The sequence below is a fragment of the Streptomyces sp. NPDC001889 genome (genome assembly GCF_053594535.1).
Genome location: NZ_JBSFER010000009.1, coordinates 159,657 through 173,099 on the forward strand (window position 1 = coordinate 159,657; position 13,443 = coordinate 173,099).

Genomic DNA, 13,443 nt, shown 5'->3' on the forward strand with positions numbered 1-13,443 from the left:
TTCCTCATTCCGGGAGGTTGTTGATGGGGTGGGTGTCGGTGGCCCAGAGGTACTGGACCGCGTAGGCGCGCCAGGGCCGCCAGGCCGCCGCGTGGGCGGTGAGGGCGCCCGGGGTCCCGGGGAGGCCGAGGTTCCGCGCGGCGCGGCGCGTGCCGAGGTCGGTGGGGAGGAAGGCGTCGGGGTCGCCGAGGGCGCGCATGGCGATCACCTCGACGGTCCAGGGGCCGAAGCCGGGCAGGGCGCCGAGCCGGGCGCGGGCCTCGTCCCAGTCGCTGTCGGTGCCGAGCCGCAGCGAGCCGTCGGCGAGCGCGGCGACCAGGGTGGTCAGGGTGGTGCGGCGGCTGCGCGGCAGGGCGAGGGTGCCGGGGTCCAGCGCGGCCAGGGCCGTGGACGAGGGGAAGAGGTGGGTGAGTCCGCCCCCGGGGTCGTCGACCCGCTCGCCGTGGGCGGTGACCAGCCGGGCGGCGTGGGTGCGGGCGGCGGCGGTGGAGACCTGCTGGCCGAGCACCGCCCGTACCGCGAACTCGGCCGCGTCCACGGTGCGCGGCACCCGGCGGCCGGGGGCCGCGTCGACCAGCGGCGCCAGAGCGGGGTCGGTGCGCAGCCGGCCGTCGATGGCGACGGGGTCGGCGTCCAGGTCGAGCAGCCGGCGGCAGAGGGTGATGGCGATGGTCAGATCGCGGAGGTCGGTGAGGGCGAGCCGGCAGCCGATATGGCCCGGCGCGGGGGTGAGGGCGGCGACGCCGTGCCCGTAGGGGAGGCGCAGGGTGCGCCGGTACGCGCCGTCGCGCCACTCCTCGACGCCGGGGACGCCGGTGGCGGCGAGGTGGCCGAAGAGATTGCCGGGGGTGAGCGGTTCGCGGTACGGCAGCCGGAGCGCGATGACGCCGGGCGCGGGCGGCACCTCGGCGGTGCGGGGGGTGCCGCGCGCGGCCCGGGCGCGCAGTTCGCCGGGGGAGAGCGCGAAGACCTCGCGGACGGTGTCGTTGAAGGTGCGGACGGAGGAGAACCCGGCGGCGAAGGCGATCTCCGCCATCGGCAGTCCGGTGGTCTCGATGAGGAGCCGGGCGGTCTGGGCGCGCTGGGCGCGGGCGAGGGCGAGCGGGCCGGCGCCCAGTTCGGCGCGGAGCTGGCGTTCGAGCTGGCGGGTGGAGTAGCCGAGCCGGGCGGCGAGGCCCGTGACGCCCTCGCGGTCCACGACACCGTCCCCGATCAGGCGCATGGCGCGGGCCACGGCGTCCGCGCGGGCGTTCCACTCGGGCGATCCGGGGCTGGTGTCGGGCCGGCAGCGCTTGCACGCGCGGAATCCGGCCTGCTGACACGCGGCGGCGCTCGGGTAGAACGTCATGTTCTCGGGTTTGGGAGGCACGACCGGACAGCTGGGGCGGCAGTAGATGCGTGTGGTGAGTACGGCGGTGAAGAACCAGCCGTCGAATCGGGCGTCCTTCGACTGAACGGCGCGGACACAGCGCTCGGTCTCGGTGTGCATAGCTCAATCATCCGGCACCACGGGAGTCGATGCTGGCGGAAAAACGACATGGCCCTCGCGCTGCCAGGGCCGCCCCGGAATCAGGGTGCGGGTGTTCGAGGGGTCATGCTGTCCGGTTCTCTCCTATGGGGATTCCATGGAGAACGTGAAGAATCCATGAACGTCAGAGCACCATCCCGTATGTGTCACGCGAGTGAGGAGAACCTCTTGCGCAGGATCACATCAGGTCTGGCTCTCGGTGCCGCCGTCCTGGCGGCCATGGCGACCACGGTGGCCCCGGCCACCGCCGCCGCCCCGCCCGCCCCGGCCGCCGCCTCGGCGATGACCTGGACCCTGCTCGGCGACGGTCCCGGCGGCACGGTCCGGGTCGGCGGGGGCCCGCTGAGCAACCCCTATGTGGGCGACACCCCGACGACCGCCTCCCTCCCGCTGCTCTGTCTCAGGATCGACGGGAGCCCCGTTCCCGCGGGTCTCACCCCCGACTTCTACGCGGGCTGGGCGCGCGGCAGCGTGGCGGCCACCAGCCCCGTCCGGGGCAACCGGCTGACCAGCCGCGCCCTGGCGGACCAGGTCTGCGCGAACAGCCTGGGCGCCGGCTGGCGGATGGCCGAGTTCCACGACGGCCGGTACGGACCGAACCTCCAGTACTCCGGCGGCTGGAGCTACTACGCGAACGGCGATGTGCCGCTGGGCACCCGCTTCTGGACGGCCATCAACGACCAGCCGACCAACCCCTGGAGCTGAGCGGACAGCCCCGGACCGGGGCACTGTCAGTGGTCGCCCTTAACGTTCTCGGCAGTGGGAACCGGCGGAAAAGGACCGCCGGTTCCGTCCCGGGGAGGGGTCTGCCATGTCACGTGCCACGACGTATCTGGAGCTGTCGCAGGACGGCGAAGGAGCGCACAAGTTCTACGAGGTGACTGTCGAGGACACCGTCGTCTCGGTGCGTTACGGACGGATCGGCGCGGCCGGCCAGACCCAGGTCTCCTCCTTCCCCACGGCGGAGAAGGCGCGGGCCGCGGCGGCGAAGAAGATCGGTGAGAAGGTCCGCAAGGGATACGCCCCGGCGGTGCGCGGCCAGCGGGCCGCCCGCCCGGTGACCCGCCGCCAGGTGACCTCGGCGCCCTCCACGGCCCGGTCGGTGGCACCGGTGCTCTGGCGCTTCCGCACGGGGGCCGCGGCCTTCGGCATCCACATCGACGAGGACCGCTGCTGGGTCGGAAACCAGTCGGGCGATGTCTACACGCTCAGTCACAGCGGCGAGGTGCTGGCGCGCTACTCCCTCCCCGACGGCGTCAAGTGCCTGGTCGCCGACGACTTCTGGATCTACGCGGGCTGCGACGACGGCACGGTGTACGACCTGTCGTCGAAGCTCCCCTTCGCGGCCTACGGCATCGCGGACGACGTGGACATCTTCTGGCTGGACATCCGGGAGGGTGTGCTCCATGTCTCGGACGCCCAGGGCGGGCTGACGGTCATCGACCACGAGGACGAGTACCAGTGGGCGCGCAAGTCCGCCGGCGGGCACGCCTGGATGGTGCGGGCGGACGAGCGGGCGGTCTACCACGGCCACCAGAAGGGTGTGACGGCCTACGCGACCGATGGCAGCGGGGAGCTGTGGCACACCCCCACACAGGGGGCGGTGCTCTTCGGCTGGCAGGAGGACGACGCGGTCTACGCGGGCACCGGCCGCCATGTGGTGCAGCGGCTGTCGAAGAGGACGGGGAGGGTGGAGGCGGCCTTCCGCTGCGACACCGCTGTCTACTCGTGCGCGACCTCGCCGGACGGCTCCTATGTCTTCGCCGGTGACTCCTCCTCCTCGGTGTACTGCTTCGACGCGTCGGGCACCCGGCTGTGGAAGCTGAGCACGGGCGGCGGTTCCGCGCTGTCCATGCAGTATCTGGACGAGCGGCTGTACATGGTGACCACCGACGGCTCGCTGGTCTGTGTGGACGCGAGCGACGCGGCCATCGCCGCCGCCCAGCAGGGCACGGTCCCGGTCGCCCGGGACATCAAGTCGGCCGCGGCGCTGCCCACCTACACCCCGGCCGCCTCGGTGGCCCAGGTGACGACGGTGGTGAGCGCCCCGGCGGGCGGGGTGGTGGTGGAGTGCGTCCAGCAGGGCGGCAGGATGCGGGTCCATGTGGTGAGCGAGGGCTTCGAGCCCTCGTGGAACGTGCAGTTCCCGCGCGGCATCCGGCAGCCGGGCGCCCGCTATGTGGTGGACGCCCTGCATCCGTCGCCGGGCGGGTTCTACCGGGTGCGCGGGGAGATACGCCGGCTGGTCTGAGAGCGATCCGGGGGCGCCAGGGGGTGCGCACGGGGGCCCGGGAGGGCGGGGCCGGCCCCCGGGGGCGGCGGGGCCGGGGCGCACGGGGGCGGGGTCGGTCCGGGTGCGTGCCGGGTGCGCGTGTGTGCCGGTGCGGGCGGGTCCTGGTCGGGGGTGCGGGCGGGTCGGGGTCCGGGTCCGGGATGCCGGCGGGTCCGGGGTGCCGGCGGGTCCGGGGTGCCGGCGGGTGGCGGGGCCGGGGGCCCCGCCGGGCCGTCTCAGCCCACGGCGGCGGGCTCGGGGGCCGCGCTCGCGCGGAAGGCGCTGGGGCTGACCCCCTTGGCCCGCTTGAACGCGGCGCTGAAACCGAAGGCGTCGGCGTAGCCCACGCGGCGGGCGATCGAGGCGACCGTCGCCGGGGTCTCCGCCAGCAGGTCGGCGGCGAGCGCCATCCGCCACCCCGTCAGATAGGACATCGGCGACTCCCCCACGACCTCGGGGAACCGCTTGGCGAACGTGGTCCGGGACACCCCCGCCTCGGCCGCCAGCGCGGCCAGGGTCCAGCCCGTGGCGGGCGACTCGTGCATCGCCCGGAGCGCCGGTCCCACCACCTCGTCGCCGAGCGCGCGGAACCAGGCCGGGGGCTCGGTGTCGGGCCGGTCGAACCACTCCCGCAGCGTGCACACCAGCAGCCAGTCCAGCAGCCGGTCCAGGACGACCTGGGGCATCGGGCCCGAGGTGTGGAGCTGGGCCTCCAGATAGTCGCGCGTCGAGGTCCGGTCGTACTCCTCACAGACCAGCAGATAGCGCGGCAGGACCCGCAGCAGCCGGTGCGCCACCTCGCCGTGCAGCCGGTACACCCCGACCATCAGCGCCGTCTCCGAGGGGAGTTCCGCCGCGTCGGACGCGGTGATCCGCTCCGGCCCGCGCAGGACCGCCACCGCGCCCGTGCGCACCAGCCGCCGGTCGGAGCCCTGTTCGATCCAGACATCACCGCGCAGCGGCACACACAGGGTCAGGGAGGCCCCCTCCCCCAGCCGGAGCGCCTCCGGCGAGGTGAAGACGGAACAGCTGAGCAGAGCGCCATGGGCGCGCACGCCCCGCAGCAGGTCGTCGAAAGGATTCATCCACCCACCGTACGCACACACATGGACCGCGGACCCGGCCTTATGGACCATGGGCGCCCGCGGGGGCAGGCTGGGCACATGACTACCGATGAGATTCTGGTTCTGGGAGCGACGGGCAAGACCGGACGGCGTGTGGTGGGGCTGCTGCGCGCCGAGGGACGGAAGGTGCGGGCCGCGTCCCGTTCCGGAGAGGTGACCTTCGACTGGGGGCGGCCGGAGACCTGGGCGGCGGCGGTGGACGGGGCGTCCGCCCTGTTCCTGGTGGCCCCGGAGGACCCGAGCCCGGTGGACGCGCTGGTGAAGCAGGCCGCGGCGGCCGGTGTCTCCCGTTTCGTGGCGCTCTCCGGCCGCGGCCTGGAGCACGCGCCCGGGGACTTCGGCGCGGACATGCTGGAGGGAGAGCGCGCGGTCCGGGAGTCGGGGGCCGCCTGGACGGTGATCCGGCCCAACAACTTCAACCAGAACTTCGACGAGTACATCTGGCGGGAGCCGCTGCGCGCCGGCCGGCTCGCGCTGCCCGCGGGCGCCACCGGGGCCGCGCCCGAGCCGTTCGTGGATGTCGACGACGTGGCCGCGGTGGCGGCGCTGCTGCTCACGGCGGAGGGCGGCGAGCACGACGGGCGGGCCTACGAGCTGTCGGGGCCGCGCGGGCTCTCCTTCGGCGAGGCCGTCGACATCATGGCGCGGGCCTCGGGCCGGCCCATGGTCTACGAGGAGCTGACCCCCGAGGAGTACACGGCGGAGCTGCTGGAGCAGGGCGCGCCGCCCGAGGTCGCGGAGGGGATGAACGCGCTCTTCACCGCCGTGCGGTCCGGGCTCATCTCCCGGCCCGTCGACGGGGTGCGCGAACTGCTGGGCCGTGACCCGATCGCGTTCGAGACGTTCGCCGAGCGCGCGGCCCGGGCCGGGGCCTGGTCGTAGGGCGGGTCCCCCACCGGCCCGCCCCCCGGCCGCTCACCTCGTCCCGGCTCGCCCGAGCGCCCGCCAGACGGCCTTGGCCGCGTTGTGCCCGGACATCCCGTGCACTCCGGGGCCGGGCCAGGCGGCGGACGAGCAGAGGAAGACGGAGGGGTGGCGGGTGCGGTGGGGGAAGAGCGAGACCGTGGGGCGCAGCAGCAGCTGGAGGCCGGAGGCCGCCCCGCAGGCGATGTCGCCGCCGACGTAGTTGGCGTTGCGGGCGGCGAGCTGCGGGGGGCCGGCGGTCGCCCGGGCGAGGACCCGGTCCCGGAAGCCGGGGGCGAACCGCTCGATCTGCCGCTCGACCGCCTCGGTGAGATCGCCGTCCCACCCGTTGGGGACATGGCCGTAGGCCCAGAAGACGTGCTTGCCCTCGGGCGCGCGCGAGGGGTCGACCAGGCTGGGCTGGGCGGTGATCAGGAAGGGGGTGTCCGGGGCGGTGCCGCCGGTCGCCTGGCCGAGCGCGGTGGCGATCTCCCCGCTGGAGGGGCCGATCTGGACGGTGCCGGCCCGGCGGGGTGCCTCCGCCGTCCAGGGGACCGGGCCGTCCAGCGCGTAGTCGATCTTGAAGGCGGCGGCGCCGTACCGGTAGTGCTCGTAGGCGCGGCCCAGACCGGCGATACGGGCGAGGGCGGTGGGCGAGGTGTCGAAGAGATAGGCGCGGGCGGGCGGCAGATCGTCCAGCCGCCGGACCTCGTAACCGGTGTGGACCGTGCCGCCGAGGTCCCGCAGATACGCGGTGAGCGCGTCCGGGATCGCCTGGGAGCCGCCGCGCGGCACCGGCCAGCCGTTCTCATGGGCGGCGAGCGCGAAGAGCAGTCCGACCCCGCTGGTCGCGACGCCGGTGAGCGGGGCGATGACATGGGCGACGAGACCGGCCATCATGGCGCGCGCCCGGTCGTCGTGGAAGCGGCGCATCAGCCAGCTGTACGGCTGGAGCCCGACGGCGCCGAACCGGGCGAGGCCCACCGGGTCCCGGGGCAGCGCGGTGAGGGGCAGCGACATGAAGTCCTGGACCAGGGTGTCCCAGTGGCCGAGGTGGGGGGCGAGCAGCCGGCGGTAGGTGCCCGCGTCGCGGGGGCCGAGGGAGGCGGCGGTCTCGGCGACCGAGCGGGAGAGCACGGCGGCCGTGCCGTCGTCGAAGGGGTGCGCCATGGGCAGCTCGGGCTGGAGCCACCGCAGTCCGTACCGGTCGAGCGGCATCCGGCGGAACGCCGGGGAGCCGATGCCCAGCGGGTGCACGGCGGAGCAGGGGTCGTGCCGGAAGCCGGGGAGGGTCAGCTCCTCGGTCCGGGCGCCGCCGCCGACGGTCTCCTTGGCCTCGAAGACCTGGACGGAGAGTCCCCGGCGGGCGAGTTCGACCGCGGCCGTCAGCCCATTGGGACCCGCGCCCACGACGACGGCATCGAGCATCGGCGTCACTGAGGGACTCCTCTGTCAGACGGCGGACGGACGCCCCCAGGATATTCCGGCCCACCGCCGTCGCGGGCCCGGCCCCGCCGGGGCGGCGCGGGCCGGGGCCGGGCGAGACCGGGCCGCGCGGGCCGGCCTGATCCGAAAGAGACGACCTAGGCGGGGGTCAGCAGGGAGCGGACGCGTTCGGCGGTCGCGGGGGTGCGGGCGGCGGTGAACGGCATCGCGTTCCCGTCGCCGATGCGGAACGGTTCTCCGGAGAGGGTCAGATGGGCCCCGCCCGCCTCGGTCACCAGCAGCAGTCCGGCCGCGTGGTCCCAGGCGCTCTCCCAGGAGAAGGCGACCGCGTCCAGGGCGCCCCGGGCTATCGCGAGGTACTCCAGACCCGCCGAACCGCACGGCCGGGCGCGCACGCCCTCGACACCGAGGCCGAGCAGGGCGCGCTTCTGGTCGTCGGTGGTGAAGTCCGGGTGGGACATGGCCACGTCCAGCACCTTCCCGGGCTCCGGCGGGCCCGACCACAGCCGCTGCCCGTCGAGCCAGGCGCCCTCGCCCCGGACGGCCGTCGCCATCTGGTCGAGCACCGGCGCGAAGGTCCAGGAGGCCAGCACCTCACCCCGTACCGCGAGCGCCACCAGGGTGCAGAACCCGGTCTCGCCCCGGACGAACTGGCGGGTGCCGTCGACCGGGTCCACGATCCACACCGGCGCCTCGCCGCCCAGCGCCCCGTACACCGCCGGGTCCGCGTGCACGGCCTCCTCGCCGACCACGACCGATCCGGGCAGCAGCGCGGTGAGGGCGGCGGTGAGGTTCTCCTCGGCGAGCCGGTCGGCGGCGGTCACCAGGTCGTGCGGCCCGCTCTTCTGCACGATCTCGTGCACGGCGAGCTGCCGGTAGCGCGGCATGATCTCGGCGGCGGCGGCCTTGCGGACCGCCTCTTCGACAGCGGACAGGTCCCCGGCGAGAAAGTCATCGATCATACGACCAGCTAAGCACGGACCTGCGTCTTTCCCGTACCGGGTCCTCCGCCGGGACGTCACCCCGCGTTCCTCCCCCCGTCACCGCGCGCCCGCTCCCCCACCGGCCGCCGCCCGGGGAGCGGCGCCGCCCGGGAGTACGATCTGGCTGTCCGGCGCGGGTGCGCGGCAGGTCGATCCGGAGGCTGAAGGATGCACGGCGAGTACAAGGTCCCGGGCGGCAAGCTCGTGGTCGTCGATCTCGACACGGAGGACGGCGCGCTGCGGAATGTGCGGGTCGCCGGGGACTTCTTCCTGGAGCCCGACGAGGCGATCGAGGCGATCGACGGCGCGCTGGAGGGCGCTCCGGCGGACACCGGCGCCGCCGGGCTCGCGGCCCGTATCGACGCGGCGCTGCCGCCCGGCACCGAGATGTTCGGGCTGACCTCGGAGGGCGTCGGGGTGGCCGTGCGGCGGGCGCTGGCGCACGCCACGGACTGGACGGACTACGACTGGCAGCTGGTCCACGAGCCCCCGCAGCCGCCCGAACTCCACATGGCGCTGGACGAGGTCATCACCGCCGAGGTCGCCGCGGGGCTGCGCCCGCCGACCCTGCGGGTGTGGGAGTGGGGCGCGCCCGCCGTGGTCATCGGCAGCTTCCAGTCGCTGGGCAACGAGGTGGACCCGGAGGCCGCCGAGCGGCACGGGATCAGTGTGGTCCGCCGGATCAGCGGCGGCGGGGCGATGTTCATCGAGCCCGGCAACACCATCACGTACTCGCTCTCCGTGCCGGACGCGCTGGTCTCGGGGCTCTCGTTCGCCGACAGCTACGCCTATCTGGACGACTGGGTGCTCGGCGCTCTCGGCGACATGGGCGTCAAGGCCTGGTACCAGCCGCTGAACGACATCGCCACGGACGCCGGGAAGATCGCGGGCGCGGCGCAGAAGCGGGTGGTGGGCAGCGGCCGGGGTGCCGTGCTGCATCACGTGACGATGGCGTACGACATCGACGCCGACAAGATGCTGGAGGTGCTCCGGATCGGCCGGGAGAAGCTCTCCGACAAGGGCACCCGGAGTGCGAAGAAGCGGGTGGACCCGCTGCGGCGGCAGACCGGGCTGCCGCGCGAGGCGGTCATCGAGCGGATGATCGACTCCTTCCGGGCCCGGTACGGGCTCACGGAGGGGCGGATCTCCGACGAGGAGCTGAGCCGGGCGCGGGAGCTGGTGCGGAGCAAGTTCGGTACGCCGGAGTGGACCGCGCGGGTCCCGTAGGCCCGTTCGCCGCCGGCCCCGGCGGGAGCCGGGGGTGCGGCGGCTGTGGGCGCCGCGCGCGGGCCCTGGACGATCCCGGCCGGACGGTGTCCGTCCGGCCGGGATCTCCCGGTGGTGAGCGGTGCTACGCGGGATCGATACGGGAGATGGCGCCGCCGATGGCGAGCACATACAGCTCGCGGTCGCCGTCCTGGACGAACGAGATGACCTCGCCGCCGTTGACTCCGAGGTCGCTCTGGCCGGTCACCACGCCGTTCCGCATCCGCAGCGCGCGGACGGTTCCGTCGCAGTAGTCGCTGAACAGATACTGCCCCCTGAGGGCGGGGATCTCGCTGCCCCGGTAGACGTATCCGCCGGTCACCGCGCACCCCAGTCCGTTGCGGTCGTACTCGTGGACCGGCCGCACATGGTCGGCGGGCTCGGTGCCGCCGCGGAAGGGGTGGTTGCCCTCCATCCGGGACCAGCCGTAGTTCTCGCCGCCCTCGCTGTCCGCGGGGGCCCAGTCGATCTCCTCCCAGTCGTTCTGGCCGACATCGCCGATCAGCAGATCGCCCGTGCCCGCGTCGAAGGAGAACCGCCACGGGTTGCGCAGCCCGTAGGACCAGATCTCGTCCCTCGCCGCCGGGTCGTCGGCGTACGGGTTGCCCGGCGGGATCGCGTACGGCCTGGCGCCGGCCGGGTCGATCCGCACGATCTTGCCGAGCAGGGTGTCGAGCCTCTGTCCGTAGCCGTGCGGATCGCCGCCCGCGCCGCCGTCCCCGAAGGCGATGTAGAGATAGCCGTCGGGGCCGAACCTGAGGTCGCCGCCGTTGTGGTTCGCGTACGGCTGTGTCTGGGTGAGGACGGTGCGCCGGGTCTCCGGCTGAATCCGGCCGCGCTTCACGGCGAACTCGTCGATGGTGCTGGTGCCTTCGAGGTCGGTGAACGAGATGTAGAAGTGCTTGAACGTCCGGTCGAACGCGATGCCCAGCAGCCCGCGTTCGCCGTCGGTCGTGGTCTCCCGGGATATGTCGAGGACCGGCGCGCCGAGCCCTCGGTCGTCCAGGACCCGTACGGTGCCCGCGCGTTCGGCTATCCAGACGGTGCCGCCTGGGCCGGCGGCACCGGCGATGGGGTTCTTGGCCGTGGCCACCTGGGTGAGCTGGACCTTCGCCGGCTGACGCGCGGCGGCGGGCTCGTCGGCGGACGCCTTGGCCAGGGCGAGGGACGCGACGAGACAGAGGGTGCCGATGATCGCCGAGCTTCTGATGGGAATGTTCACCGTGAGCCTCCTGGAGGCGGCGAGTGGCGAGTCACCCGGCTGCTCGGGCGGAGTGACCATGGGGGTGCCCGCGCGCCAGCACGCAACTGGGTGTGGGGGGTGTGCCGCTGGCTACGGATGAGGATACGGGGGCGGGGCGGCCCGGCGCAGGCCCCTGTCCGATCCCCGCCCCGCGATGGCCGGTACGGCACCCGCGCCCCGCCGCCCGGTCACGGGTCCGGCGGCGGGCCGCGCACCCGTGCCGCCGGCCGGTGTCAGCGGAACGCCGGAATGATGTCGGAGCCGTACGCGTCGATGGTCGCTTCCCGGGCGTCGTGCATGTCGTACAGGGCGAACTGGTCGACCCCGAGGCCGCGCAGGTGCCGGAGCCTCTCGATGTGCGCCCCGGCCGGGCCCAGCAGACAGAAGCGGTCGACGATCTCGTCGGGGACGAAATCGGCGGACGGGTTCCCGGCGCGGCCGTGGTGGCTGTAGTCGTATCCCTCACGGGCGCTGATGTACGAGGTGAGGGCCTCGGGCACCGCGCCGGAGTGCTCGCCGTACCGGGCGACCAGATCGGCGACGTGGTTGCCGACCATCCCGCCGAACCAGCGGCACTGGTCGCGCGCGTGGGCGAGGTCGTCGCCGACATAGGCGGGCGCGGCGACACAGATGGTGAGGGCGGCCGGGTCGCGGCCCGCGTCGGACGCGGCGGTGCGCACGGCCGTGATCATCGACTCGGTGAGATACGGATCGGCGAGCTGGAGGATCAGCCCGTCGGCCTCCCGGCCCGCGAGGGCCAGCGCCCTGGGCCCGTACGCCGCCATCCACACCGGGAGCCGTCCGTCGCGCACCCACGGCAGCCGCAGCGGCTTCCCGTCGAGGAGGGTCTCGCGCCCCTCGGCGAGATCGCGGATGACCCGCATCGCGTCGGAGAGCCGGGCGAGGGTGTTCGGCCGCCGCCCGGCGACCCGCACCGCGGAGTCGCCGCGCCCGATGCCGCAGACGGTGCGGTTGCCGTACATGTCGTTGAGGGTGGCGAAGGTGGAGGCGGTGACCTCCCAGGTACGGGTGGACGGATTGGTCACCATCGGCCCGACGACGAGGTGCTCGGTGTGCTCCAGAATCCGGCTGTGGATGACGAAGGGCTCCTGCCAGAGCACCGCCGAGTCGAAGGTCCAGCCGTAGCGGAAGCCGGCGCGCTCGGCGCGCCGCATCAGATCGACGACGGCGGACGCGGGCGGGTCGGTCTGGAGAACGAGTCCGAAGTCCATGAGCGTCATGTGGTCCTCTCGCTGGTCAGCCGAGGTACTGGCAGGTCCCGCGCGGGATGTACTGGCCGTGTCCCGCCCGGCCGGTCCAGGTCCCCCGGTCGATGACGGTCTCGCCGCGCGAGAGCACGGTCTCCACCCGGCCGGTGATCCGTCTTCCCTCGTAGGCGCTGTAGTCGACGTTCATGTGGTGGGTCGCGGCCGAGAGGGTCTGCGCGGCGTTCGGGTCGTAGATCACCACGTCGGCGTCGGCGCCCGGCGCGATGGTGCCCTTCTTCGGGTAGAGGCCGAACATCCGGGCCGGGGTCGCGCAGGCGGTCTCGATCCAGCGGCGGCGGGTCAGATGGCCGTCGAGCACGGCCTGGTGGAGGAGGTCCATCCGGTGCTCGACCCCCGGCAGCCCGTTGGGGATCTTCGAGAAGTCCCCGCGCCCCAGCTCCTTCTGGCCGCTGAAGCAGAACGGGCAGTGGTCGGTGGAGACCACCTGGAGGTCATTGGTCCGCAGCCCGCGCCAGAGCGCCGTCTGGTGCTTCCTCGGCCGGAGCGGGGTGCTGCACACGTACTTGGCGCCCTCGAAGTCCCGCTCGGCGAGGTTGTCGGTGGAGAGGAACAGATACTGCGGACAGGTCTCGCCGAAGACGGGCAGCCCCTGGTCCCGGGCGGCGGCGAGTTCGGCGAGGGCCTCCTCGGCGGAGACATGGACGACATAGAGCGGGGCGCCGGCGACCCGGGCGAGCTGGATGGCGCGGTGGGTGGCCTCGGCCTCCAGCAGCACCCGGCGCACCTCGCCGTGGTAGCGGGGGTCGGTGTGGCCCGCGGCGAGCGCCTGCTCCACCAGGACGTCGATGGCGATGCCGTTCTCGGCGTGCATCATGATCAGGCCGCCGTTGCCCGCGGAGCGCTGCATGGCGCGCAGGATCTGCCCGTCGTCGCTGTAGAAGACGCCGGGGTAGGCCATGAAGAGCTTGAAGGAGGTGACTCCCTCGGCCACCAGCCGGTCCATCTCCGCCAGCGAGTGCTCGGTGACATCGGCGAGGATCATGTGGAAGCCGTAGTCGACGGCGCAGTTGCCGTCGGCCTTGGCGTACCAGGTGTCGAGCCCCTCGCGCAGGGTGTGCCCCACGCTCTGCACCGCGAAGTCGACGATGGTGGTGGTGCCGCCCCAGGCGGCGGCCCTGGTGCCGGTCTCGAAGGTGTCGGCGGACCGGGTTCCGCCGAACGGCATCTCCATGTGGGTGTGGGCGTCGACACCGCCGGGGATGACATAGCGCCCGGAGGCGTCGAGGGTGCGCTCGGCGGTCCAGGAGGCGGCGGCCCCGGAGCCGTGTGCGGCGAGCGCGGCGATCCGGCCGTTCTCGATCAGTACGTCGGCGTGGAGTTCGTCCGCGGCGGTGATGACCAGTCCGCCGCGGATCAGGGTGCGGGTGCTGCTCATGGCTGGTGCGCTCC

At 73.6% G+C, this 13,443-nt stretch carries 11 protein-coding genes; 4 read left to right on the top strand and 7 right to left on the bottom strand.

The features are described 5' to 3' along the window. Positions 1-4: 4 nt before the first annotated feature. Complete coding sequence (locus ACWCRA_RS12335) at positions 5-1,489, bottom strand: DNA-3-methyladenine glycosylase 2 family protein (protein WP_351555567.1); 1,485 nt, start codon at positions 1,487-1,489, stop codon at positions 5-7. A gap of 207 nt (positions 1,490-1,696) precedes the next feature. Between ACWCRA_RS12335 and ACWCRA_RS12340 the strand changes: the two genes are divergently transcribed. Both ACWCRA_RS12340 and ACWCRA_RS12345 read left to right on the top strand, forming a co-directional pair. Beyond that, complete coding sequence (locus ACWCRA_RS12340; protein WP_351555570.1) at positions 1,697-2,233, top strand: hypothetical protein; 537 nt, start codon at positions 1,697-1,699, stop codon at positions 2,231-2,233. Positions 2,234-2,339: 106 nt separating this feature from the next. Continuing rightward, positions 2,340-3,779, top strand: a complete 1,440-nt coding sequence (locus ACWCRA_RS12345; RefSeq protein WP_351555573.1) for a WGR domain-containing protein — start codon at positions 2,340-2,342, stop codon at positions 3,777-3,779. 257 nt (positions 3,780-4,036) lie between these two features. On the opposite strand, the gene ACWCRA_RS12350 is transcribed toward ACWCRA_RS12345, so the two are convergent. After that, positions 4,037-4,885, bottom strand: a complete 849-nt coding sequence (locus ACWCRA_RS12350) for an AraC family transcriptional regulator (protein WP_451067396.1) — start codon at positions 4,883-4,885, stop codon at positions 4,037-4,039. A gap of 78 nt (positions 4,886-4,963) precedes the next feature. Here ACWCRA_RS12350 and ACWCRA_RS12355 point away from each other — a divergent pair, with 78 nt between their 5' ends. Next, positions 4,964-5,806: an NmrA family NAD(P)-binding protein gene (locus tag ACWCRA_RS12355; RefSeq protein ID WP_351555579.1), complete on the top strand. Its 843-nt coding sequence runs from the start codon at positions 4,964-4,966 to the stop codon at positions 5,804-5,806. Between the two features lie 33 nt (positions 5,807-5,839). Here the strand turns inward: ACWCRA_RS12355 and ACWCRA_RS12360 are convergent, their stop codons facing one another. Both ACWCRA_RS12360 and ACWCRA_RS12365 read right to left on the bottom strand, forming a co-directional pair. Next, entirely contained in the window at positions 5,840-7,255 is a 1,416-nt protein-coding gene (locus ACWCRA_RS12360) for a phytoene desaturase family protein (protein ID WP_451067434.1), read from the bottom strand. 155 nt (positions 7,256-7,410) lie between these two features. After that, positions 7,411-8,235 (bottom strand): inositol monophosphatase family protein, encoded by an 825-nt coding sequence (locus tag ACWCRA_RS12365; protein ID WP_451067397.1) that lies wholly within the window; start codon positions 8,233-8,235, stop codon positions 7,411-7,413. Positions 8,236-8,424: 189 nt separating this feature from the next. Between ACWCRA_RS12365 and ACWCRA_RS12370 the strand changes: the two genes are divergently transcribed. Next, positions 8,425-9,483: a lipoate--protein ligase family protein gene (locus ACWCRA_RS12370; RefSeq protein WP_351555588.1), complete on the top strand. Its 1,059-nt coding sequence runs from the start codon at positions 8,425-8,427 to the stop codon at positions 9,481-9,483. Positions 9,484-9,607: 124 nt separating this feature from the next. On the opposite strand, the gene ACWCRA_RS12375 is transcribed toward ACWCRA_RS12370, so the two are convergent. The 3 genes from ACWCRA_RS12375 to hydA form a co-directional block, all read right to left on the bottom strand. Then, on the bottom strand, positions 9,608-10,744 hold the full coding sequence (locus tag ACWCRA_RS12375) for a PQQ-dependent sugar dehydrogenase (RefSeq protein WP_351555591.1): 1,137 nt from the start codon (positions 10,742-10,744) through the stop codon (positions 9,608-9,610). A gap of 254 nt (positions 10,745-10,998) precedes the next feature. Next, positions 10,999-11,997 carry a TIGR03842 family LLM class F420-dependent oxidoreductase gene (locus tag ACWCRA_RS12380; RefSeq protein ID WP_351555687.1) on the bottom strand — a complete coding sequence of 333 codons (999 nt, stop codon included), beginning with the start codon at positions 11,995-11,997 and terminating at the stop codon, positions 10,999-11,001. 25 nt (positions 11,998-12,022) lie between these two features. Further along, the gene (gene hydA / locus ACWCRA_RS12385; RefSeq protein WP_351555594.1) at positions 12,023-13,429 is read right to left on the bottom strand and encodes a dihydropyrimidinase; all 1,407 of its coding nucleotides are present in this window, start codon (positions 13,427-13,429) and stop codon (positions 12,023-12,025) included. Positions 13,430-13,443: the final 14 nt, after the last annotated feature.